We start from the raw sequence: 21,755 nt of genomic DNA, 5'->3' as shown, positions 1-21,755 counted from the left end.
AACTCAAGGTTGACGACCGAATGGCGTCAACCTACAGTTGACGCATGACCTTACCGACCAACATCAAGCTCGACGACCTGATCAGCGCCATCAAGAGCAACAACGAAAAGGACGCCCTCGCCCAGCTGACCGACGCCGTCTACGTGGGCCAGCACCTCGGCGAGGTCGCCGACCACCTGATCGGCCACTTCGTCGACCAGGCCCGGCGGTCCGGGGCGTCGTGGACCGACATCGGCGCCAGCATGGGTGTCACGAAACAGGCCGCCCAGAAGCGGTTCGTGCCGAAGGTGGACCCCGGCGGCGACCCGGCCGGGACGATCGAGCGCGTCTACGGCCGCTACACCGACCGCGCGCGGCACGTCCTGGTCGAGGCGCAGAGGGCGGCCGTCGAGCACGCCAGCCCGGAGATCGACACCGTGCACATCGTGCTGGGCCTGCTGACCGAGCCCGCGGCGCTGGCGGCCGGGGCGATCCTGGCCCAGGGCGTGCAGCTCGACGCCGTCCGCGAAGCCGCCGAAGCCCGGCTGCCCGAGCCGGTCGACCCGGCTCCGAACGTGGTCCCGTTCTCGGGGGCCGCCAAGAAGACCCTCGAGCTGACCATGCGCGAGGGCCTGCGGCTCGGGCACAACTACATCGGCACCGAACACATGCTGCTGGCCCTGCTGGAACAGCGCGAGGGCAGCGGGTTCGAGGTGCTCGACGGCCTCGGCGTCAAGAAGGACAAAGCCGAGGCGAAGATCCAGGAGGTGCTGGCGGAAATCCTCGCCGCGCGAGGCCAGTGAAACTTCTCCTGGCGGCGGCAGTGCTCGCGCTGCTGCTGGTGACGCTGCTCTGACCGGGCAGGACCAGGGGGTCTTCCCGGTCAGAGCAGCGACTGATCAGGCGTCGGACTCGGGGCGGCCTTCGGCGGCCCAAGCCGTGTGGAACGAACCTTCGCGGTCGACCCGGCGGTACGTGTGCGCACCGAAGAAGTCCCGCTGGCCCTGCACCAAAGCCGCCGGGAGGCGGTCGGCGCGGAGGCCGTCGTAGTACGCCAGGGCCGTCGAGAAGCCCGGCGTCGGGATGCCGAGCTTGACCGCCGTCGAGATCACCGAACGCCACGAGTCCTGCGCGTCCTCGACCGCCTTGCGGAAGCCGCCCGACGTCAGCAACGTCGGCAGCGCGGGCTCGTCGGCGTAGGCCGCGGTGATGTCGTTGAGGAACTTCGCGCGGATGATGCAGCCGCCGCGCCAGATCGAGGCGACCTTGCCGAGGTCGATGTCCCAGCCGTACTCCGTCGCACCGGCCTGGATCTGGTTGAAGCCCTGCGCGTACGCGACCACCTTCGACGCGTACAGCGCCTGCTCGACGTCGTCGGCGAAGCGCTCGAGCGACGAACCCGACAGCGGCGCCGCCGAAGGACCGCCGAGGCCACGCGCCGCCGCGCGCAGCGACTTCGACCCGGACAGCGAACGCGCGAAGACCGCTTCGGCGATCCCGGAGATCGGGACACCCAGGTCGAGGCCGATCTGCACGGTCCAGCGGCCGGTGCCCTTCTGCTCGGCGGCGTCCTCGACGACGTCGACGAACGGCTTGCCCGACGACTTGTCGACGTGCGCGAGCACGTCGGCGGTGATCTCGATCAGGTAGGAGTCGAGCCGCCCGGTGTTCCACGTGCGGAACACGTCGGCGATCTCGGCGGGGGAGTAGCCGCCCGCGTGCCGCAGCAGGTCGAACGACTCCGCGATCAGCTGCATGTCGGCGTACTCGATGCCGTTGTGGACCATCTTCACGAAGTGGCCCGCGCCGTCCGCGCCGATGTGCGTGCAGCACGGCTCGCCGTCGACCTTCGCCGAGATGTCCTCGAACAGCGGGCCGAGCGACTCGTACGACTCCTTCGAGCCGCCGGGCATGATGCTCGGCCCGTGCAGCGCGCCTTCCTCGCCGCCGGAGACGCCGCTGCCGACGAAGTGCAGCCCACGCTCTCGCAGCGCCTTTTCGCGGCGGCGCGTGTCGGCGAAGTGCGCGTTGCCGGCGTCGATGATCACGTCGCCCTCTTCGAGCAGCGGCGCGAACTCCTCGATGACGGCGTCCGTCGGGGCGCCCGCCTTGACCATGATCACGACCTGCCGCGGCCGCTCCAGCGCGTTGACGAACTCCTGCGCGGAGTACGCGGGGATGAAGTCACCCTCGTCGCCGAACTGCTCCACCAGCGCGCGGGTCCGCTCCTCGGACCGGTTGTGCAGGGCCACCGTGTGCCCGTGCCGGGCCAGGTTGCGGGCCAGGTTGCGGCCCATGACCGCCAGGCCGGTGACCCCGATGCTCGCCTTCTTGCTCATCCGAATCCTTCCGAAGAACTCTCTCGATTCAGACCCTAGTCCGATCGACGCCTCATGGGAGGCCACGGAGGAGCAGCTCACTCAGTTCAGGAGAAGCAGCGGATGGGTCCCTTGTTGAAGGCGAGCATGTCCGTGATCGCGGCCACCATGTCGATCTGCGCGCCCCACTCGGCGCCGTCCAGCTCGGCATAGGCGCGGTGCAGGTTCCCCGGCAGCCGCTCTTGCTCGGTCAGCGAGGCGAACTCGCCGAGGTCCGTCTCCTTGGCCAGCTCCAGCGGCGACAGCCCGGCGGCCTTCCCGCGTTCCGCGGTCTTCTGGACGAACGCCAGGTAGTCGTCCACTTTGTCCACGACGTCCAGTCCGCACGGGCCGCCGTGCCCGGGCAGGATCACCTCCGGCTCCAGCTCCCGGATCACGTCCAGCCCGGCGCGCCACCCGGCCACCGAGCCCATCAGCGCGAACGGGCTGCCGCCGTGGAACACCAGGTCACCGGCGTAGAGCACGCGCTGCTCCGGCAGCCAGACGAGGACGTCGTTGGTCGTGTGGGCCGCGTGGCCGGGGTGGATCAGCTGGATCTCGACGTCCCCGGCGTAGACGGTCAGCCGGTCGTCGAACACGATCTCCGGCGGCCGCGGCCGCAGCTCGCCCCAGTCGCTGCCGACGAACACGCCCTCGTAGGTCTGGATGCCCTCGGCGACCAGCAGCTCCCGCGTCTTGCGGTGGCCGATCACGGCCGCGCCCTCGACGAGGTAGTTGCCGTTGGTGTGGTCACCGTGGTGGTGGGTGTTCACCAGCGTCGTCACCGGGCTGCCGGTGGTCGCCTGGACGGCCTCGAGCAGCGCGCGCGTGCGGCGCTCGGTCGAGCAGGTGTCGATCAGCACGGTGTGGTCGCCGGCGTCGACGACACCGCAGTTGTTGATGTACCAGGAGCCGTCCGGCTGGACGTACGCGTGGGCCGGACCAGCCAAGCGGGTGACAGCGGCGGCGGCGGGTGAACGATCGGTCACGGCGACCACTATGCCCCAGTCCGCCGTCCGCCGGTTGGCCGAAAGGTCACGAATCCGCTGGTCCAGGCGAGTGAAGACACAGGTGACTGGCAATCCGCGACATTTCCTGGAACGCTGCGCGATGTCATCATCGAGATCCGCAAGGTGAAGCACTAACCTGGGTGGGTTCGATAGTTCGCGTGCGACGGCGGCCGGTGGCCGTCGTCGCTTGGTAGTGGTCCGGGAGAGCAGGGCGATGGCCAGCACCGTCACCTCGCGCCGGAAGCAGCTCGGCAACGACTCCGGCATGCCCGCACCGCGGCGCGGATGACACAGCAGCAGGTCGCCGAGGTTCTCGGCTGCACCCAGGGCAAGGTCAACAAGATCGAGTCCGGTGCCGTCGGGGTGAAGCTCGGGGATGTGCGATCGATGCTGAACGCGTTCGGGATCAACGGCGAAGAGGCCGACACGCTGATGAACCTGGCGCGCGCCGCCGCCGGGCAGCGCGGGCACTGGTCCGGCTACCGCTCGGTGGTGCCGCACTGGTTCCGCACCTTCACGGACCTGGAGCCCGCGGCCGCGGAGATCCTCACCTGGCACGGTGAGCGCATCCCCGGCCCGCTGCAGTCCGAGCACTACATGCTCAAGCAGTTCACCGAGGCCGGCGCGACGGACGTGACGTCGCTGGTGCGCAACCGCCTCGACCGCAAGGCGGTGTTCGAGCAGCAGCAGCCGCCGTACTACCGGTTCATCATCAGCGAGGGCGCGCTGCGCCGGGCGCCCGGCGGGTTCGCGCCCGCGGTGATGCTCGACCAGGTCGAGCACCTGCTGTCGCTGGAGAAGCACCCGCGGGTCTACGTGCACGTGCTGCCGTTCGGCGCGCGGCTGGCCGCGGTGCCCAACGACTTCACGATCATGCGCTTCCCGGACCGCACGCGGGACTTCGTCTACATCGAGCACTCCGCCGGTGGTCTGTACCTCGACGACGTGAAGGACTTCAACATCTTCGTCGACTCGTGGGACCGCCTGCGCGGGGCCGCGCTGGAGCGCCAGGAGACCCGGCAGTTCCTCAAGGAGCTCGCGGAGGGTTACCGCGCCCAGATGCAGCAGATCCAATAGGGCGAACGGCCCCTGAACTATCCCGCGTGGTGAACAACTTTCGGTAGAGTGAGCGGGCTTTGCTCGTTTCCACCCCGGAAGTGCCGCCCGAAGGGGACATCGTGGACCCCGACTTCCTCCCCGATGCCGTCGACCTCGACCGGCCGAACGTGGCGAGGATCTACGACTGGGCGCTCGGCGGCACGGCGAACTGGGCCGTCGACCGGCAGTACGGCGAGCAGGCGGTGCAGGCGTTCCCGCTGGCGAAGACCCTGGCCCGGAGCAACCGCGACTTCCTCGGCCGGGCCGTCCGCTACTGCCTCGGCCTCGGGATCCGGCAGTTCCTCGACCTCGGCTCGGGCATCCCGACCGCGGGCAACGTGCACGAGGTCGCCGACGAGTACGCGGACGACACCCGCTGCGTGTACGTCGACAACGAACCGGTGGCGGTCGCGCACGGCCGGATCCTGCTCGAGGAGGAGGGCGACCCCGGCCGTCACGCGGTGCTGCACGCCGACCTCCGCGACGCGGGCGAAGTCTGGGAAGCCGCGTTGGCCACGGGCGTGCTCAACCCCGACGAGCCGATCTGCCTGCTGAGCGTGGCGGTGCTGCACTTCCTGCCGGACGTCACGGGCGTCCGCGAAGCGATCCGCGACTACCGGACGTTGCTGGCACCGGGTTCGGCGTACGTCCTTTCGCACGCGACGGAATCCGGCGTCGAAGGCGAGGAGCTGGAGCAGATCCGGCGGCTGGTGAAGCTGTCCGAGCGGTCGAGTTCGCCCGCGGTGTCCCGGTCGCTCGACGAGATCGCCGAGTTCTTCGGTAACTTCGAGGTGGTCGAGCCGGGAATCGTGCCTGTGGGAAAGTGGCGTCCCGAGCCCGGCGCCGCCACGGTCCCCCTCGCGAGCGTGGTCGGCGGTGTCGGCCGCAAGCCTGGAGGACGGATATGACGACGCAGGACCCCGAGGCCCCCGAAGGCGTCGACCTCGAGCGGCCCAACGCGGCCCGCATCTACGACTGGTTCCTGGGCGGCACCGCCAACTGGGCGATCGACCGCCAGTTCGGCGAGCAGGCCGTGAAGACGTTCCCGATGATCAAGACGGTGGCCAGGGTCGGCCGCGACTTCCTCGGCCGCGGCGTGCGCTACCTGGCGCGCAACGGCATCGACCAGTTCCTCGACCTGGGATCGGGGGTCCCGACGGTCGGCAACGTCCACGAGGTCGCGGTGGCGGTGAACCCGGACGCGCGGTGCGTGTACGTCGACAACGAGCCGGTGGCGGTCGCGCATTCGCAGGTGCTGCTGGAGAAGGAGGGGGTGGCGGACCGCCACGCGGTGCTGCTCGGCGACCTCCGCGACCCGGCGGACATCTGGAAGCGCGCGCTCGACACGGGCGTCCTGGACCCGGACCGCCCGATCGGCCTGATCATGGTCGGCGTGCTCTACTTCCTGGGCCCGGAGGAGCCGGTGGCCCAGACGATCCAGAAGTACCTGTCGCTGCTGCCCTCGGGCTCGTACTTCCTGTCATCCCACCTGACGAGCGACGGCCTGGAGGCGATGGCCGACTCGGCGAGCCGCGAGTCGATCATGGCGCAGTACAACCGGTCGAGCACCCCGCTGCACTTGCGCAGCCGAGCGGAGTTCACGACGTTCTTCGAGGGCTTGGAGTTGGTGGAGCCGGGCATCGTGTACTTGCCGGAGTGGCACCCGGAGGAGATCGAGTCGAAGGCGACGAAGAAGGTCGCGAACGACCCGTCGTTCGTCGGTCACCTGTGCGGCCTGGGCCGCAAGCCGTGACGGCGGCCGCCTACGACGCGATCGCGGACCAGTACGCGGAGTTCGCGCGCGAGATCTGGGACGAGTACCCGCTGGACCGAGCGGCGTGGACGGCGTTCGCGGACTCGGTGCGCGGCCGAGGCCCGGTGGCGGACCTGGGCTGCGGGCCCGGACACCTGACGGCGCACCTGAACAACCTGGGCCTCGACGTGTTCGGCGTGGACCTGTCCCCGGCGATGATCACCCTGGCCAGGCAGGCACACCCGAACCTGAGGTTCGAGGTCGGCTCAATGGCGGCCCTGGACATCCCCGACGCCTCGCTGGCCGGAATCCTGACGTGGTACTCGACGATCCACACGCCACCGGAAGAGCTACCGGAGTACTTCGCGGAGTTCACCCGGACGTTGGCCCCAGGCGGTCACGTTCTGTTGGGCTGCTTCGAGGCGGAGAAGGACGAAGTGACAACGTTCGACCACAAGGTCACGAAGGCCTACCGGTGGCCCCTTGACGAACTGAAGGCAATGGCAGCGGCAGCAGGCCTGCGAGAAGTAGGACGAATCCACCGCGAAGCGGGGGAGAACGAGCGCCCATTCCGCCAGGGCCGCCTGCTCCTACGAAAGTAAACCGAGCTTCCGGGGAAAGAACCTAGGCGCGCGAAGAGAGATGCCCCCGAAGAAGCGGGCCGAGGTCAATGGAGGCTTCAAGAGGCCGAGTGGGCCGAACCCCATCGGAGGAGTACCGCCGAAGAGGAAGATCCTGATCAGTGGCCCAGGTGGTGGTCTTCCGAAGCGGAGCCTGAATAAGACTGAACCCGAATCGATCCCGAAGCTCGTGCCCGATTCCCCGCCGACCACGGGGCTCATCTTCTTCACGCCGGAACAGCGAGTTCAAACGAACGGCCACGGTCTACACCCCCAGCTCTCGGCTCAGCCGAGGTCCGAAGAACTCGACCACGCCCGGCGGCGCGTTGTCCTCGACGACGATCACGCTGATCTCCCCCATGAGGCCTGCGGTGGGTAGGTTGATCGGTCTCCGGCACGTGCTCGGCGTCGATCCGTAACCGCCCGTCGCATGCAGGCAGTCGTTCACCGACACCGGCGCCCCGGCCGATGCGATTAATCCTACTCCTGGAATAATCTTCATGTCGAGGCCGGAGCTAGTTGATCACCCGCTTGGCCCTGCTGCCTACTCCATTGAGACACTGAGTAGCCGGGAGCGGGTACCTTCGACCCAGTCACGGCCGCGCCCCCCATCGATCCTCGGAGGTACGACCCATGGCGGATTATCCGTCGTTCGCGGATTACGATCCGAACACGGCCGTGTCCCTGTTCGAAGAGGCCGCCTGGGAGAAGTCGTTCGCCAGTGAGCCCAACGGCGGCAGCTGCGTGGAGGTCAACCTCGGCTCCGAGGGCATGGTCGGCGTCCGTGACACCAAGCTCGCGACCAGCCCCGTCTTCGTGTTCGACACCGCCGAGTGGGAGGCGTTCCTGACCGCCGTGAAGGCCGGGCAGTTCGACCTGCCCGCCTGATCCCTCCTCCGCGTGGGTGACCATGATCACCCACCCGTGTCCCGCCGCCTCCGAAGAAATGGTGAAGGCCCCCTTCCCCGTCCTCTGCGGTGAAGGAGGCCTTCACGGCGGCGCGGATACGCCCGGCCGTCGAATGTGGGGGGAATCTCACCCGATTGCCGGAAGCTCCCCACCACGCAGTCGGCTGCGCGTCCGGCGCCAGGCCACCACGACGAGCACCACGAGCCCGATCAGCGGCAGCGTGCTGATCGCCCAGCTGACGCCCATCGGCGGCCCCGGCTGTTCCAGCACCGGCAGGGCTTTCAGCTCGCCGGTGCCGGACCCGGCCGGGCCGTTGACGGTGAACCGGAACGTCCACTCGCCGGGCCGCGGCATCGACCGGACGTCCAGGCCCCAGACGTCGCGCTTGCGCGGGTGCCGGACCAGCGGCTGCTTCCGGTTCTGGCCGCCCTCCGGGTTGATCATGGTGAGGGTGCCGGACTTGCCCTCGATCCCGCCGTCGGGGATGAAGGTGAAGTCCAGCGACTGCATGGCTTTCAGCGGCCAGGTGCTGAACCCGACCGTCAGCCCGTACGGGCCGGCCTGCACCCGCTCGGTGTGCACGATGTTCACCGGCTCGTAGGCGTTCGCCGGCGCCGCGGTGGCGAACAGCAACCCGGCGACGGCGGCCAAGGCGAGCACAAACCGGCTTTTGGGGGTTCCGGGTGGCGGAGCCCCCGGCCGGGGCGGAGCCCCGGGCGACAGAGTCTTACGCATCAGCGGTTTCCCCCCTCTTCGCGGGCGCCAGCAGGCACAGCATCCCGCCGAACCGCCACCCGGCGAACCCGCCGAGCAGCCCCAGCGCCGCGCTGAGCACGACGGTCGTCGTCAGGTACCAGGCGGGCGGCAGGTGCGCGCCCGTGTAGAGCAGCGTCCGCTGCACCGGCAGGCTCAGCCCGAGCAGCAGCCCGGCGATCCCGCCCGCGACCACGGACACCCGGCCCGCGCGCCACCCCCGGCGTCGCCCGGCGAAGTAGACCAGCTCCATCACCGCCGCCACCGGCAGCAACGCCATCGGCGTCAGCGACGGCATTTCCGGCACGCCCGAGATCGCGTCCCGCAGCGGCAGGCCGACCATGTCCGCGTAAGCCGTCGCGGCCCACGGCGAGAACCACCAGAACACCGCCTGCACCGCCGCGACCATCGCCGCGACGCCGACCGCGCCGCCGGGCCGCCGCAGGAAGCCCGCGCCGACCGCGACCAGCAGGACCGCCATCATCGACGTCCCGATCGAGACGGCGTCGGCGTAGTCGTCCGGCACCTGCTGCAACCCGAGCGCCAGCACCGGCGCGAAGGTGAGCAGCACGGTCAGCGACGCCAGCGTGCCCAGCCGTCCCCAGCGGTGCTCCCTCGCCGCGGCGAACACCGCGGTCGTGCCGATCAGCGACACGGTGATCGCCAGCAGCAGCCCGATGTGGGGCGGCGAGTCGATGACCGCGTCGAAGCCGTACAGCCCGTGCCACCACTGGTCCCACAGGCCGTACAGCAGGAACGTCGCCGCGCCGACCCCCGAGACCAGGTAGCCCAGCGGCGCGGCGAACGTCCGGCCGAAGACGTTGACCACGCGCCCGCCGACCCGCGGGTCGACCGGACGGCCCGCGCGCCGCGCCGCCGTCGTCAGCAGCACGACGGCGAGGCTCGCCAGGCCGACGACCGCGCTGCCCGCGTACAGGAACAGGTGCGGCAGCGTGAAGAACGTGTCCGGCCCGACGTCGCTGTGCCACTGGATGTCCCAGGTCAGCCCGACCAGCGACAGCAGTGAGCCCCCGAGCACGACGTTCGCGGGCAGCAACCCCGTCCGCGCTTGTTTCGCCACCGACGTCGTGCGGACGCCGGATGCGGTGAGATCCATTCCCCCTCCTTCACTTGACCAACAACGGGAATACGACTTGGGCGGGCCCGCCCGGTCCGCGCAGTGACACGGTGATCTCCCACTGCCCGGCCATCGGCAGCCCGACGTCGGCGGCGCGGAAGCGGCCGGGGCCGTCCGGTCCGGCGACGACCGGGGCGAACGCGTGTCCCATCTGTGCCATCACCGGCGCGACCGTGACCGCGTCGGGCGCGGGCCCGGTGACGGCGACCGCGAACGTGTTGCCGCCGATGCGCGGCTCGTCCGCGGAGAACTGGACGGTGTACGGGCCGGACACCGCTTGCTGCGTACTGGGTTTCGCGTCGCGCGGCCACAGCAGCCAGGCCGCGCCGGCCACGACGGCCAAGGCGACGACGGCGATCAGCAACGTCGGGCGTCTCATCGGCCTGCTCCTGTCGTCGGGACGTCCACCACGGCGGGGACGGTGAGCACGCGGTAGCCGCGTTCGGCCTGCAGCCAGATCCGGTACCGGCCGGGTGCGGCGAAGGTGTAGGTGAAACTGACGTCCGGGCCGTACGCGGCGACGGTCTCGTCGGGGCGGTCGGCCTGGCCCGCGACCGGCGGCGTCATCGCGTGGACGTGCGCCCAGGTCGGTGCCTTCGCGGCGCTTTCCCCGACGGGCCCGTCGATCGGCCCGGCGATGATGAGGTGGCCCAGCATGCCCAGCCACGGCTGGAGGTCCTGCGCCGGGAAGTGCGCGGTGATCGTCGTCGGCGACCCCGGGCTGATCGTGAGGTCCACCGGGGTGCCGTCGACCGTCCGGGGTCCGGCGCCGGGTGGCTCGGGTGCGGGTTGTGCCGCGCCGTCGAGGTCCACAGTGGACCGGGCCAGCTGGACCCCGCCGCCGCGCCGGACGAGTTCCGCGGCGACGGCGTACGTGCCCTTTTCCGGGTCGGCGACGCGGACGCGGTAGTCGCCGGGGCCGACGCGCCCCGGGTGCAGGTGACTCATCCGCCCGGACGGCGAGACGAGCACCAGGTGCACGAGGGCGTTGTCGTGGACGAGCAGGTCGTCGACCGGGCGGCCGGTGGCGCCGTCGGTGAGGCTCAGTCTCAGTCCGCCGCCTTCGGCGTGGACGGCCAGATTCACCGGCGGCCGCGAGTAATCCACTGTGGACAGCTGCGCGTTCGCGTACGGGTCGGTGACGTTGTCGAACGTCGGGTCGAGCTGGCTGCCGGGCGCGGGCGGCGGGGGAGTGCTCGCCGACAGCAGCGCGCCGGTGACCGCGACGGCGATCGCCGCGACCGCGCCACCCGCCGGGACCAGCGCGAACGCCGTCCGCCGCGCCCGGACCCCGACGAGCAGCGCGAGCAGCAGGAACACGCCCGCGGCGACGAACCCGCCGTAGGTCGCCTTCTCCCACGGCGGCACCACGCGGGCGGGCACGATGAACGGGATCGTCGCGGCCGGTCCGGTGCCGTCGCTCACCGACAGCTCCCACGGGCCCGGCTTGTCGACGCGGAGATTTCCCGGGTACGCACCCGGCTCGGCGCCGAGGACGACGTCGGCCCGCGCGCTCGTGACGCCGTCGGCCGCGACGGCCAGGTGCAACGTGCCGGGCGCGGTGCCCTCGTGCGTCACGACGTCGACCCGCAGCGGCGACGGCGTCGTGTCGACCCGGCGGATGATCACGGTCAGCTCGCGCGCGCCGAGCGTCTGCGCGACTTGGACGTCGGTGCCGGACGGCGCGCCGTCGGCGTGCGCGATCCCGCCGCCTGCCGCGATCCCCAGCACGGCCAGCAGCATGAGTAACGCCAGTCTTGGTTTGGTCCCCATCGTGGGTCCGAACCTAGCGACGTCGGCGGGTGGCGGGCGTCACGGCGGCGAGGGAACCGCGGTCCCCAGATCGGGGGACCGGCGGCCCCGGGTGACTCAGGGGCGCAGGAACTCCCGCAGGCGGGCGACGACTTCGCCCGGCTGTTCCTCGGGCAGGAAGTGGCCGCACTCGGCGAGCGGCCCGCCGGTGACGTCGTGGGCGTACTCGCGCCAGATCTCCAGCGTCGGGAGGGTGCCGAGCAGGCCGTTCGCGCCCCAGAGCGCGAGGACCGGCTGGGTGAGGCGCTTCCCGGCTTCGTAGTCGGCGTCGTCGAGTTCGGCGTCGTCGGGGAAGGAGGCGCGGTAGTCGTCGAAGCCCGCCCGGAGGGCGCCCGGCTGGGAGAAGGCTTCGACGTACACGGCTTGCGCTTCGGCGTCGAAGCGTTGGTAGGACCACTGTTCGAAGAAGTAGCCGAGGTAGGCGGCGACGTTCTGGCCCGCGAGGAGTTCCGGCAGGTCGGGCTGGAGGTGGAAGAGCCAGTGCCAGTAGGCCTTCGCGATACCGGTGTCGAGGCGTTGCCACATCGCGCGGGTCGGGGCGATGTCGAGCACGGCCAGGCGGTCGACCTGGTCCGGGCGGTCGAGGGCCCAGCGGTGGGCGACGCGGCCGCCGCGGTCGTGCCCGGCGACGGCGACGGTTTCGAAGCCGAGGTGGTCGGCGAGCGCGGCGACGTCGGCGGCCATCGTGCGCTTGTCGTAGCCGGACTTCGGCTTGTCGGTGCGGCCGTAGCCGCGCAGGTCGGGGGCGACGACGGTGTGCGTCTCGGCGAGGGCGTCGACGACCTGGTGCCAGCAGTGCGACGTCTGCGGCCAGCCGTGCAGGAGGAACAGCGGCGGGCCGTCGCCCGCCCGGAGGTAGTGCATCCGGATGCCGTTGACCGTGGCGGTGCGTTCTAACCGGTTCATGGGGTTAGACGGTAGCGCTGCTTCTAACTGTCTTCAAGGGTTAGAGTGGGGGAATGGAGTGGGTCTTCGACGGCGGACGGCCGTGCCTCGACCTGGTCAACACGACGCGCAACCGGCACGCCGAGCCGGTCGAGCTGCTGACCGGACCGGAGGCGCTGGCGGAGTGGCTGGAGCTGGCGGGGTTCACGACGGGCCGGGTCCCGGTGACGGCGGGCAACGTCCTGGCGGCGAAGGCGCTGCGGGAGGCGATCGACCGGGTGCTGCTGCCGCCGGAGGAGCCGGAGAAGATGGACGTCGAGCTGGTGAACAACGCGGCCGCCTCGGCTCCGGCGCCGCCTCCGCGGCTGGTGCTGTCCGAGGGCGGGTTGCGGCGCGAAGTCCCGGCGCCGAAGGACCCGGTGGCGACGGCTTTCGCGGCCCTGGCGGCGGACGCGATCGACCTGGCGACGGGCGACGCGGCGGTCCGGGTGTGCGCGGCGGACGACTGCGGGCTGCGGTTCTGCGACGCGTCCCCGCGGCGGAATCGCCAGTGGTGCTCAATGGCCCGCTGCGGCAACCGCGCCAAGGCCCGCGCCCACTACGCCCGAGTCAGTGGTCGCCAAGATGTCGTGAGTGGCAATTCGGGTTAGAACCCTAATCGCCACTCACGACATCTCGCCGCCGGAGCCGGGGCCGTTGCCGCGGATCAGGAGGCGGTAGGCCCTCGGGTGGGCGCGGAACCAGACGTTGAGCTTGCCTATCCAGCGCATGTGGGCCGTTCGCAGGCCGGGCGGGATCGGGGTTGCCATGAGGCGTACCGCGCGGGCGAAACGCTCGAACCGCCGCTCGTCGCGGTCCGTCCACTTCAGACCGAGGCGAGAGCGGAAGGCGGGTGGCAACGTGGCCCGGATCAGGAACATCTGGCCCCGCGCCTGGAGGTCCCGGAGGGGACGCCAGCAAGCGTCCGGCAGCCACGAATACGGCTTCGGGACCGTCCGGATCGTCTCGAACAACGTCTCGATCGTCGGGTTCCCCGCGAATCCGTCCACCATCTCGTCGTAGTACCGCGAGAATGCCGCCCAGTCCGGTGGCAAGTCCCGCTCACGCACGCCGAGCATCCGCCCGACGTCGCACAGCTGCGCGTAGTACTCGTCCAATTCGGACTGAGTCGGCGAAATCCCGAAGAACCGTTGCGCGTCAATGGGAACCTTCACCAGGGTCGCGTGCACCCAGGCGTAGGCAGCGGGATCAAGCGCGCTGTAACGGCGGCCGTCCGCGACACCCGTGAAAGTCCGGTGCAACGACCGCAACCGCGAGGCCTCCACCCGCGCGCCGGAAACCCCGCCGTACACGTAGATCGACAGCGACGCCCCCGTCCGCATCAAGCGCGTCCACGGGTCCGTCGTGTAGTCCGAATGGTCCCGCACCCCCGCCGCGACGACCGGGTGCGCCACCTGCAGCACCAGCACCTGCCCGGCCAAGAGCACGTCGCGGAAGTCGCCGAAGTACTTCCACGCCGCCGTTCCCCGCTCGATCGGCGGGGCCATCACGCCCCGCGCAGCAGCATCATCAGAGGCTCGGCCACCGGCGTGTCGGTCTCGCCCGTCGCCAGCCGTCGCAGCTGCAACCCGGCGATCAACGCCACCACCGGCCCGGCCAGCCGCCGCGGGTCCGGGACGCCCAGCGCCTCCAAGATCGTCACGGCCAGCTCGTCGTACGCCGCGAAACACCGCGCGGACGCCTCCTGCAGCTCCGGGTCGCGGGCCGACTGCAGGTACAGCTCGTGCGCGCCCAGTTCGTCCGCGCCGAACGGAAGCTGCGCGATCACCTGCTCGACCACCGATGCCGCCTGCTCGACGCTCAAGCCCTCCGCGCGGTAGCCGTCGACGATCGCGCCCAGCTTCGCCGTCTCCTCCTCGACGAACAGCAGCATCGCCTCGCGCAGCAACGCCGTCTGGCTGGGGAAGTGGTAGGTCAACGTGCCGAGCGAAACCCCGGCCGCGGCGACGATCCGGCGGTTCGTCAGCCCGCCGACGCCGTGCTCGCCGACGACGCTCAGGGCGCCGCGCAGGATGGCTTCCCGGGTGCTTACCAGCTTGTCTCGGGATGCCGCTCCGGCCACCGTTCGACCTCTTCCAGTTGCGCGGCGAGGGAAATCAGCCGCTCCTCGGCGTGCGACGGGCCGAGCAGCTGGGCCCCGAGCGGGAGCCCGCCGCCGGTGAGCCCGGCCGGGACGTTGACCCCCGGCCAGCCCAGCACGTTCCACGGCCAAGCGTACGGGCACGCGGCGATCATGGCCTGGTCGGTCTCCCAGCCGGACAGCCCGTCGAACGTGCCGATCGGCGGCGGCGGGGTCGCCGTGGTCGGGGTCAGCAGGACGTCGACGCGGCCGAACACCGAGCCGATCCGCCGGTGCAGTCCGGGTTCGAGCGCGCGGGCCAGCCGCAGGGCGGGCCCGGCCAGCAGGCGGCCGTGGCCGGCGTTGCTGCGGGTGCGCGGGTCGAGCCCGGCGCGGTCGGGCACGCGCAACGCCCAGTCGCGGACGCCGGAGAGCGAGCGCGGCAGGAACGTCAGGCCGATCAGCCCGTAGTCCGGCTCCACCTCGACGATCTCGTGGCCCAGCCCGGCGAGCGACTCGGCCAGGCGGCGCACGGCCGTCTCGACGACCGGGTCGAGCCGGGTTTTCGTGGCGGTGAACGGGATCCGCGTCGACAGCCCGATCCGCAGCCGTCCAGGTTCGCGGGTGGCGGCGGTCCGGAACGTACTGCCGGTGGCGGCGGTGACGTCGAGCAGCAGCGCGGCGTCCTCGACCGTCCGGGCGAGCGGGCCGAGCACGGTGAGGCCGTGGAACAGCTCGCCGCCGGTCGGGATCCGGCCGCGCTGGGTCTTGATGCCGACGAGCCCGGTCCACGCGGCCGGGATCCGCACCGACCCGGCGCCGTCGGACCCGAGCGCGGCCGCGATGACCCCCGACGCCACCGCGGCCGCGCTCCCGCCCGAAGAACCCCCTGGCGTGTGGTCCGTGCTCCACGGGTTGCGCGTCGCGCCGAAGGCCGGGCCCTCGGTGAACGGCCACTGGCCCAGTTCGGGGGTGTTCGTCTTGCCGATGATCACCGCGCCGGCTTCGCGCAGCAGGGCGACGGCGGGCGCGTCGGCCGTCGCGCACGGGAACTCGCCGGCGCAGCCGAACGCCGTGGGCAGGCCGGTGAGGTCGACGTCGTCCTTGATCGCGACCGGCACGCCGAGCAGCGGCGCGCGGTCACCCGCTTGCAGACGCCGGTCCGCTTCCGCGGCTTCGGCGCGCGCGTCGTCGTCGCGCAGGTGGCGGAAGGCGTTGAGGGTCGGCTGGCTGGCGTGCGCCCGGTCGAGCGCGGCGGCGGTCAGCTCGGCTGAGGTGACGGCGCCCGCGGCGAGCAGCGCGGCCTGCGCGGCGAGGCCGGTGAAGTCGAGCCCGGTAGCGGGCACGGCAGCCTCCGATCTCTCGTTCGTTCGAACGAACGTTACCGGACAGCCGCCGCTCCGGCCACTCCCCAGCGCCCCAATGTGGCCTTCGGTGCGTCAGACGCACCGAAGGCCGCCTTGGGTGCGTCTGACGCAACCAAGGCCACATTGGGGCGCTCTAGAGTGGCCGGGAGAGCCGAGCCTGGAGGGCCGATGACGTTCGACTTCGCCGGATTCCCCACCGCCGCGCTGGCCGCGGTCCCCCGCGTCGACCTCGGTGGCTGGCCGACGCCGCTGCACGCGGCCCCGCGGCTCGGCGAAGCCCTCGGCTTGCCGAACCTGCTGCTCAAGCGCGACGACGTCCACCCGCTCGGCGCGGGCGGCAACAAGCTCCGCAAGCTCGAGTACCACCTCGGCGCGGCGAAGGACGCCGACACGGTGATCACCTTCGGCGCCCTCCAGACCAACCACGGCAGGCAGACCGCCGCCGCGTGCGCGCGGCTCGGCCTGCGCTGCGAACTCGTCCTCACCGCCAAGGTCCCGCGCGACGGTGACGCCTACGAACGCGGCGGCAACATCCCGCTCGACAAGCTCTTCGGCGCGCACGTCCACGTCTGCGCCGACGGCGAAGAAACCGGCCGCACGTACGACCGACTCGTCGCCGAAGCCGCGCAGGACGGCCGGAAGGTCGCCACGATCCCGGTCGGCGGCTCGAACGACCTCGGCGCCCTCGGGTACGTCCGCGCCACCCACGAACTCGCGACGCAGCTGGCCGAACGCGGGATCGACCGCGCTCGGCTCGTCGTCCCGCACGCCAGCGGCGGCACCGCGGCCGGGGTCGCGCTGGCCGCCGGGCTGCTAGGCGGCCTCGACGTCGACATCGCCTGCGTCAGCCACCCGCTCGACGAAGCCCGGGAGAACCTGCGCGAGCTGACGTCCGGAGCCGCGAAGCTGCTGGGTGTGGAACCGCCGTCGCTCGACCACGTCCGGATGAGCGACTCGACCCTCGGCCCCGGCTACGGCATCCCGACCGACGCCGTCTGGAGCGCGCTACGCCTCTTCGGGAGCCGCGAGGGGGTCGTGCTCGACCCGGTCTACAGCGGCAAGGTGGCCGCCGCGCTGGTCGAATGGGCGGGGGACGGCCGCTTCGCCGCGGACGAGCACGTGGTGTTCCTGCACACCGGCGGGATGCCCGGCCTGTACGGCTACGCGCCCGAATTCGCGGCGGCCGTCGGCGGCTGACTCGACCCGCGTCGCGACTCGCAGCAGCGTGCCCAGCAGCACGACGTCGGCGAGCAGCAGCAGCCGCTGCATGACGCCGATGGGGAACGCGTCGGAGATCTCCGCGAACGGCTCGACTCCGGCCTCACTGAGCCGCACGAAGAGAAAACTCGTCGCGAAGAGCGCGAACGCCGCTGCCGTCAGGCGCAGTGAACGCACGACGAGGACGCGCTCCGGGCGGCCCCGCAACGGTTCCAGCAGCGAGATCGCCGCGCCGGGCAGGCTGAGGAACGCGACCAGGCACGAGTAGAGGTGGATTTCGCCGCTGACCGGGTCCGGCGCCTCCGGGTAGCTCGCCGGGAACACCGCGGCCGCGGCCATCCCGAGCGACCACAACGCGAGCAGCAGCCGTGTCGTCCGCGAGAGCGGCACCCCGGCGACGTGCAGCGCGCCGAGCACCGCCAGCGACCCGATGGCCAGCGAAAGCACGCTCGCGGCGAGCATCCCGTCGCCGCGGTCGGTCACGGTGTAGCTCGACAACGTGTCGTACACCGGGTCGTGCGAGCTGATGATGTGCAGCACCACGGCGGTGAACAAACCCCAGCCGATCGCCCCGACCGCCACGAGCCGCCACGGTCTCGTGCGCTTCCCCTGCTCGATCCCCATGCCGTCCAGGGTCTCGGGAAACGCGCGGCGCGAGATCAGGGAAGACCCTGAATAACCCCCGAATCGAAGTCGACGAGGACCAGGGCCTGGTCGTCGTGGCGCTTCGGCCGGGGCCAGCGGGCGCCGTCGGGGTCCTGTTTCTCCGCGGTGCGGACGGCGTCGAGGACCGCGTCCGGCCCGTCGGCGCGGGTGATCGCCAGCACCTCGCGCCAGTCGAACAGTTCGTACTGGTCGACGCCGATGGACACGCCGTCGCTGGCGAGCAGGACGGCCTCGACGTCGGCTCTTCGCCAGCTGCGCCGGACCGAGTGGGCCGCCGCGCCCGGGTCGGCTTCGGCGACCCAGAACCCGTCGTGGGCGTTCCGTCTTCGGCGGACGTCGGCGCCGGTCTGGAGCATCCCGCGCCGCCGCAGCCGGGCGAGCCGGTCGTCGGAGACGACGTCGACGCCGAACGCGCCGAACCCGACCACCGGGCTGTCGGCCAGCACCAGCGCGTCGACGCGGTCGTCGAGCCAGCGCACGGCCGCGACGGTGCTCGACGGCGACTCCTGCGGCCGCAGCTCGTGTTCGCTGGTCACGGCGGCGATCGCGCTGGTCAGGACGTCGGCCAGGTCGGCGGCCGGTGCCGCGCGGAGGTCGGTGGTGAGGCGCCGCGCGAGGCGTTCGGCGTACCAGCCGCCCGGCGGCTGCGAGGGGTCCGACGACGTGGCGCCGTCGAGGACCACCACCGCGTTGTCCAGCACGACGACGTGGTCTTCGGAGGGGCGTGGGTGGCCGTCGGCGCCCACCCCGGCCCGCTCGGCGATCGCGATCTCGGGCATCACCCGACTCTACGTCGTGTCAACTCAGGTTGACATGGACCGAATGTCAACGTAGGTTGACAGGCATGACGGAAGCGACGGATTTGGCCGCCCGGGCCGGTGATCGCGATCCCCGGGTGGGACTGCGCGCGGTCGCCGCGCTCCGGCGGTTGCTAGAACAACTGGAGGCCGTGCAGGTCCGCAGCGCGCGGGTGCACGGCTGGTCGTGGCAGGAAATCGCCGCCGAGCTGGGGGTCAGCCGGCAGGCCGTGCACAAGAAGTACGGGAGGCATTGATGTTCGAAAGGTTCACGGCGGACGCGCGGCTGGCCGTCGTCGAGGCGCAGATCGTGGCGCGGGAGTCCGGGTCGGTGGAGATCGGGCCCGCGCACCTGCTGGCCGGGCTGGTGAAGACCGGTGGCGGGGTGCTCGCCGAGCTGGGCGTCCCGGCCGACGAGATCGCCGAGGAGCTGGCGCGGACCCGGCGCCGCGGCGGGGTCAGCGACGCCGACGCCGAGGCGCTCACCGAGTTCGGCATCGACGTCGAGCAGATCGTCGAGCGCGTCGAGCAGACGCACGGGGCCGGCGCGCTGGCCGGACGGCTGGGCCCGGCCAAGCGCGGGCACATCCCGTTCACCACGCAGTCGAAGAAGACGCTGGAGCTGAGCCTCAAGGAAGCCGTCCGGCTGGGGGACAAGCACCTCGGACAGGAGCACATCCTGCTGGCCCTGGCGCAGCAGCGCGGCACCGACGAGGTCCTCACCCGGCACGGCGCCGATCTCGCGACGCTGCGCCAGGTCGTCCAGCGGCGGAAAGCCGGTTAGTGCACGGGCTCGGGCTCCTCGCGCTCCGGTTCGCGCCACACGACCAGCGGCAGCAGCGCCTGCGTGAGCGGCCCGATCGCGAGGGCGTAGAGCACCGTGCCCGCCCCGACGGTGCCGCCGAGCAGGAAGCCCGCGGCGACCACGGTGATCTCGATGCCCGTGCGCACCAGCCGGACCGACCAGCCGGTGCGCGCGGCCAGCCCGGTCATCAGGCCGTCGCGGGCGCCGGGACCGAGCCGGGCGCCGACGTAGGTGGCGGTCGCGAAGCCGTTGAGGGCGACGCCGCCGACGAGCAACGCGATCTGCCAGCCGAGGTCGTGCTGGTCGGGGAGCACCGCGCGGACCAGGTCGACGGTCACCGAGATGACCACGACGTTCGCGACCGTGCCGATCCCGGGCCGCTGGCGCAGCGGGATCCACAGCAGGAGGACGGCCACCGAGACGACGCCGGTGACGGTGCCGAAGGTTAGCCCGGTGTGCTTCATGATCCCTTCGGCGAGCACGCCCCAGGGTTCGAGGCCCAGGTGGGCGCGGGTGAGCATGGCGACGCTGGTGCCGTAGAGGGCGAGGCCCACGAGCAGCTGGACACTGCGCCGGGCGGGGTCGCGGGAGATCCGGACGGGCCGGAGATCGATCTGAGCCACGGTTTCACTATCGGGGGTAAGTGGCCTTGTAAACCATAGCCAATTCCAGGATATTGGCCTGATGGAATCGATGATCCCGCTGGGTGGACGCATCTCTGGCCCGCGACTGGCTGCCATGCTGGGGTCGTGGCGGCAAGGGGGCTCCCGGCAGGGCGCGGCCGACCTGGCCGCCGCCATCGAGCTGCAGGTGCTGGACGGCCAGCTCCCGCTCGGCACCCGGCTGCCCGCCGAACGGGAGCTGGCCGAGGCGCTCGGCGCGAGTCGCACGCTGATCGGGGCCGCGCTGGACCGGTTGCGGGAGAACGGATTCGTCGCGAGCCGCCGCGGCGCCGGGTCGTGGATCGCCGCGCCGGGCCGCGGCCGCGAACCGCTCGTCCCGGCGGGCGACGACCTGATCGACTTCGCGCACGCGTCGCCCGCGGCCATCCCCGGCATGGCCGCGGCGGTCGACGCGGCCCGCGGGCGGCTCGCCGACTACCTGGGCGAACACGGGTACGCCGAGCGCGGCCTGCTCGTGCTGCGGGAGGCGATCGCGCGGCGGTACACCGAGCGCGGGCTGCCGACGACGGCCGCGCAGGTGATGGTGACCAACGGCGCGCACCACGCGTTCGTGCTGGTCCTGCGGATGCTGGCCGGGCCGGGCGACCGCGTGCTGGTCGAGCAGCCGACGTACCCGAACGCGTCGGAGGCGATCCGCGCCGCGCACGCGATCCCGGTGCCGGTGGCGCTCGACCCGGCCGGTGCCCGCAGCTGGGACATCGCCGGGATCGACGCGGCGCTGCGCCAGGCGTCACCGCGGCTGGCGTACCTGGTGGTCGACTTCCAGAACCCGACCGGCCTGCGCCTGGACGCCGAAGGCCGCGAACGGCTCGGCGCCGTGCTCGCGCGGGCCAGGACGCCGGTGGTCGTCGACGAGACGCTCGTCGAGCTCGACCTCGAAGGCGACCCGCTCGACGGGCCGCCGCCGCTGGCCGCGTTCGCCGGCGACCTGGCGATCTGCGTCGGGTCGGCGTCGAAGTCGCACTGGGGCGGGCTGCGGCTCGGCTGGATCCGCGCGTCGGAGGACCTGCTGGGCCGCCTGGTTTCGGCGCGGTACGCGGTGGACCTGGGGTCGCCGGTGTTCGAGCAGGTGGTGTTCGCCGAGTTGCTCGGCGAGGAGGGCTGGGCGGCGATGGCGCGTCGCCGCGAGGAGTTCCGCGGCTACCGCGACGCGCTGGCGGGCGCGGTGAAGTGGCACCTGCCGGACTGGACGTTCACGCCGCCGAAGGGCGGGCTGTCGTTGTGGTGCCGCATGCCGGAGCCGGTGAGCTCCCGGCTGGCGGTGGCGGCGGCGAGCCACGGCGTGCAGGTGGCGCCGGGCTCGCGGTTCGGCGTCCACGGCGGCATGGAGCGCTGGATACGGCTGCCGTTCGCGTTGCCGCCGGAGAAGATCCACGAGGCGGTCCGGCGGCTGAGCGTCGCCGCGGCGTCGGTCCAGGGCACCCCGGCCTCGCTGGACGCCCCCATCGCATAGAACGAACCGGTGCGCTGGATGCGAGCCTGCTCCCAGGGATGGGCGGCGTTCATGTGCATCCAGCGCACCGGTTCGTTGTTCCACACACCCCGCGACGGGACGTGACTCCGTCGCGAGGACCGCGGCTTCCCGGCACCGCCCCTCGACGTGCCGGGAAGCCGGCGGCTCAGGTGCGCTCGCGGTACTGCGAGACCTCGCTCGGCGCGGTGAGCGAGGACTCCCGGAGCGCGCCCGGTGTGGGTCCCGGCGCCACGGGGGCAGCGCGGCGCCGGGACCGGGATCCGACCCGGCCGGGCGCGGTCGGCCGGTCGGAAAGACTGTGGTTTCGCATGG

The 21,755-nt window shown here is 71.7% G+C and carries 23 protein-coding genes and 2 pseudogenes; 11 read left to right on the top strand and 14 right to left on the bottom strand.

The window, feature by feature from the left end; all coding sequences use genetic code 11:
* Positions 1-44: 44 nt before the first annotated feature.
* A complete protein-coding gene (locus QP939_RS10465) occupies positions 45-782 on the top strand; it encodes a Clp protease N-terminal domain-containing protein (protein WP_285456463.1) in 738 nt (245 codons plus the stop codon).
* 96 nt (positions 783-878) lie between these two features.
* Here QP939_RS10465 and gnd read toward each other — a convergent pair whose 3' ends face one another.
* Positions 879-2,318 carry an NADP-dependent phosphogluconate dehydrogenase gene (gnd, locus tag QP939_RS10460; RefSeq protein ID WP_285456462.1) on the bottom strand — a complete coding sequence of 480 codons (1,440 nt, stop codon included), beginning with the start codon at positions 2,316-2,318 and terminating at the stop codon, positions 879-881.
* 86 nt (positions 2,319-2,404) lie between these two features.
* A complete protein-coding gene (locus QP939_RS10455) occupies positions 2,405-3,325 on the bottom strand; it encodes an MBL fold metallo-hydrolase (RefSeq protein WP_285456460.1) in 921 nt (306 codons plus the stop codon).
* A 235-nt stretch (positions 3,326-3,560) separates the two neighbouring features.
* Between QP939_RS10455 and QP939_RS10450 the strand changes: the two are divergent.
* From QP939_RS10450 to QP939_RS10435, 4 genes and pseudogenes are all read left to right on the top strand, one after another.
* Positions 3,561-4,423: pseudogene (locus QP939_RS10450) on the top strand (helix-turn-helix domain-containing protein).
* Positions 4,424-4,524: 101 nt separating this feature from the next.
* Positions 4,525-5,352 (top strand): SAM-dependent methyltransferase, encoded by an 828-nt coding sequence (locus QP939_RS10445; protein WP_285456459.1) that lies wholly within the window; start codon positions 4,525-4,527, stop codon positions 5,350-5,352.
* Entirely contained in the window at positions 5,349-6,197 is an 849-nt protein-coding gene (locus QP939_RS10440; protein ID WP_285456458.1) for an SAM-dependent methyltransferase, read from the top strand. The genes QP939_RS10445 and QP939_RS10440 overlap by 4 nt, the downstream gene beginning before the upstream one ends.
* Positions 6,194-6,799 carry a class I SAM-dependent DNA methyltransferase gene (locus QP939_RS10435; protein WP_285456456.1) on the top strand — a complete coding sequence of 202 codons (606 nt, stop codon included), beginning with the start codon at positions 6,194-6,196 and terminating at the stop codon, positions 6,797-6,799. The genes QP939_RS10440 and QP939_RS10435 overlap by 4 nt, the downstream gene beginning before the upstream one ends.
* Positions 6,800-6,821: 22 nt before the next feature.
* Here QP939_RS10435 and QP939_RS52185 read toward each other — a convergent pair whose 3' ends face one another.
* Positions 6,822-7,079: a hypothetical protein gene (locus QP939_RS52185; protein ID WP_414641928.1), complete on the bottom strand. Its 258-nt coding sequence runs from the start codon at positions 7,077-7,079 to the stop codon at positions 6,822-6,824.
* Positions 7,080-7,450: 371 nt separating this feature from the next.
* Between QP939_RS52185 and QP939_RS10430 the strand changes: the two genes are divergently transcribed.
* The gene (locus tag QP939_RS10430; protein ID WP_285456455.1) at positions 7,451-7,705 is read left to right on the top strand and encodes a DUF397 domain-containing protein; all 255 of its coding nucleotides are present in this window, start codon (positions 7,451-7,453) and stop codon (positions 7,703-7,705) included.
* 147 nt (positions 7,706-7,852) lie between these two features.
* Here QP939_RS10430 and QP939_RS10425 read toward each other — a convergent pair whose 3' ends face one another.
* The 5 genes from QP939_RS10425 to QP939_RS10405 form a co-directional block, all read right to left on the bottom strand.
* Positions 7,853-8,386, bottom strand: a complete 534-nt coding sequence (locus tag QP939_RS10425) for a hypothetical protein (RefSeq protein ID WP_285456454.1) — start codon at positions 8,384-8,386, stop codon at positions 7,853-7,855.
* 67 nt (positions 8,387-8,453) lie between these two features.
* Positions 8,454-9,596: a hypothetical protein gene (locus QP939_RS10420; RefSeq protein ID WP_285456453.1), complete on the bottom strand. Its 1,143-nt coding sequence runs from the start codon at positions 9,594-9,596 to the stop codon at positions 8,454-8,456.
* A 10-nt stretch (positions 9,597-9,606) separates the two neighbouring features.
* A complete protein-coding gene (locus tag QP939_RS10415; protein ID WP_285456452.1) occupies positions 9,607-9,996 on the bottom strand; it encodes a FixH family protein in 390 nt (129 codons plus the stop codon).
* A complete protein-coding gene (locus tag QP939_RS10410) occupies positions 9,993-11,390 on the bottom strand; it encodes a DUF8832 domain-containing protein (protein ID WP_285456450.1) in 1,398 nt (465 codons plus the stop codon). The genes QP939_RS10415 and QP939_RS10410 overlap by 4 nt, the downstream gene beginning before the upstream one ends.
* 96 nt (positions 11,391-11,486) lie before the next feature.
* Positions 11,487-12,335, bottom strand: a complete 849-nt coding sequence (locus tag QP939_RS10405) for an alpha/beta fold hydrolase (RefSeq protein ID WP_285456449.1) — start codon at positions 12,333-12,335, stop codon at positions 11,487-11,489.
* Positions 12,336-12,388: 53 nt separating this feature from the next.
* On the opposite strand from QP939_RS10405, the gene QP939_RS10400 reads away from it, so the two are divergent.
* Positions 12,389-12,964 carry a CGNR zinc finger domain-containing protein gene (locus QP939_RS10400; protein ID WP_285456447.1) on the top strand — a complete coding sequence of 192 codons (576 nt, stop codon included), beginning with the start codon at positions 12,389-12,391 and terminating at the stop codon, positions 12,962-12,964.
* Positions 12,965-12,979: 15 nt separating this feature from the next.
* On the opposite strand, the gene QP939_RS10395 is transcribed toward QP939_RS10400, so the two are convergent.
* Genes QP939_RS10395 through QP939_RS10385 form a run of 3 tightly spaced genes read right to left on the bottom strand, consistent with a single transcriptional unit; the run spans position 12,980 to position 15,779 of the window.
* On the bottom strand, positions 12,980-13,861 hold the full coding sequence (locus tag QP939_RS10395; protein ID WP_285456446.1) for an oxygenase MpaB family protein: 882 nt from the start codon (positions 13,859-13,861) through the stop codon (positions 12,980-12,982).
* The gene (locus QP939_RS10390) at positions 13,861-14,436 is read right to left on the bottom strand and encodes a TetR/AcrR family transcriptional regulator (RefSeq protein ID WP_285456445.1); all 576 of its coding nucleotides are present in this window, start codon (positions 14,434-14,436) and stop codon (positions 13,861-13,863) included. Before QP939_RS10390 ends, QP939_RS10395 begins: the two co-directional genes overlap by 1 nt.
* Positions 14,403-15,779 carry an amidase gene (locus tag QP939_RS10385; protein ID WP_285456444.1) on the bottom strand — a complete coding sequence of 459 codons (1,377 nt, stop codon included), beginning with the start codon at positions 15,777-15,779 and terminating at the stop codon, positions 14,403-14,405. The genes QP939_RS10390 and QP939_RS10385 overlap by 34 nt, the downstream gene beginning before the upstream one ends.
* A 189-nt stretch (positions 15,780-15,968) precedes the next feature.
* Here QP939_RS10385 and QP939_RS10380 point away from each other — a divergent pair, with 189 nt between their 5' ends.
* Positions 15,969-16,997, top strand: a complete 1,029-nt coding sequence (locus QP939_RS10380; RefSeq protein WP_285456443.1) for a D-cysteine desulfhydrase family protein — start codon at positions 15,969-15,971, stop codon at positions 16,995-16,997.
* Between the two features lie 84 nt (positions 16,998-17,081).
* Here QP939_RS10380 and QP939_RS10375 read toward each other — a convergent pair.
* Together QP939_RS10375 and QP939_RS10370 are read right to left on the bottom strand one after the other, a co-directional pair.
* Positions 17,082-17,642: pseudogene (locus tag QP939_RS10375) on the bottom strand (DUF998 domain-containing protein); the annotation flags it as partial.
* Positions 17,643-17,677: 35 nt separating this feature from the next.
* Positions 17,678-18,463, bottom strand: a complete 786-nt coding sequence (locus tag QP939_RS10370; RefSeq protein ID WP_285456442.1) for a protein phosphatase 2C domain-containing protein — start codon at positions 18,461-18,463, stop codon at positions 17,678-17,680.
* 65 nt (positions 18,464-18,528) lie between these two features.
* On the opposite strand from QP939_RS10370, the gene QP939_RS10365 reads away from it, so the two are divergent.
* Positions 18,529-18,738, top strand: coding sequence for a sigma factor-like helix-turn-helix DNA-binding protein (locus tag QP939_RS10365; RefSeq protein WP_004559389.1), 210 nt, complete (start codon positions 18,529-18,531; stop codon positions 18,736-18,738).
* Positions 18,738-19,265, top strand: coding sequence for a Clp protease N-terminal domain-containing protein (locus tag QP939_RS10360; protein ID WP_285456441.1), 528 nt, complete (start codon positions 18,738-18,740; stop codon positions 19,263-19,265). The genes QP939_RS10365 and QP939_RS10360 overlap by 1 nt, the downstream gene beginning before the upstream one ends.
* Here QP939_RS10360 and yczE read toward each other — a convergent pair.
* On the bottom strand, positions 19,262-19,909 hold the full coding sequence (gene yczE, locus QP939_RS10355) for a membrane protein YczE (protein WP_285456440.1): 648 nt from the start codon (positions 19,907-19,909) through the stop codon (positions 19,262-19,264). The genes QP939_RS10360 and yczE overlap by 4 nt on opposite strands.
* 61 nt (positions 19,910-19,970) lie before the next feature.
* Between yczE and yczR the strand changes: the two genes are divergently transcribed.
* Complete coding sequence (yczR, locus tag QP939_RS10350; protein ID WP_285456439.1) at positions 19,971-21,422, top strand: MocR-like transcription factor YczR; 1,452 nt, start codon at positions 19,971-19,973, stop codon at positions 21,420-21,422.
* The last annotated feature ends 333 nt before the right edge of the window (positions 21,423-21,755 follow it).

It is taken from the genome of Amycolatopsis nalaikhensis, from assembly GCF_030264295.1.
In the GTDB taxonomy this organism is placed as follows: Bacteria; Actinomycetota; Actinomycetes; order Mycobacteriales; family Pseudonocardiaceae; genus Amycolatopsis; species Amycolatopsis nalaikhensis.
The sequence above is the reverse complement of the archived record's forward strand: the minus strand, read 5'-3'. Positions and strand labels throughout refer to the sequence as shown.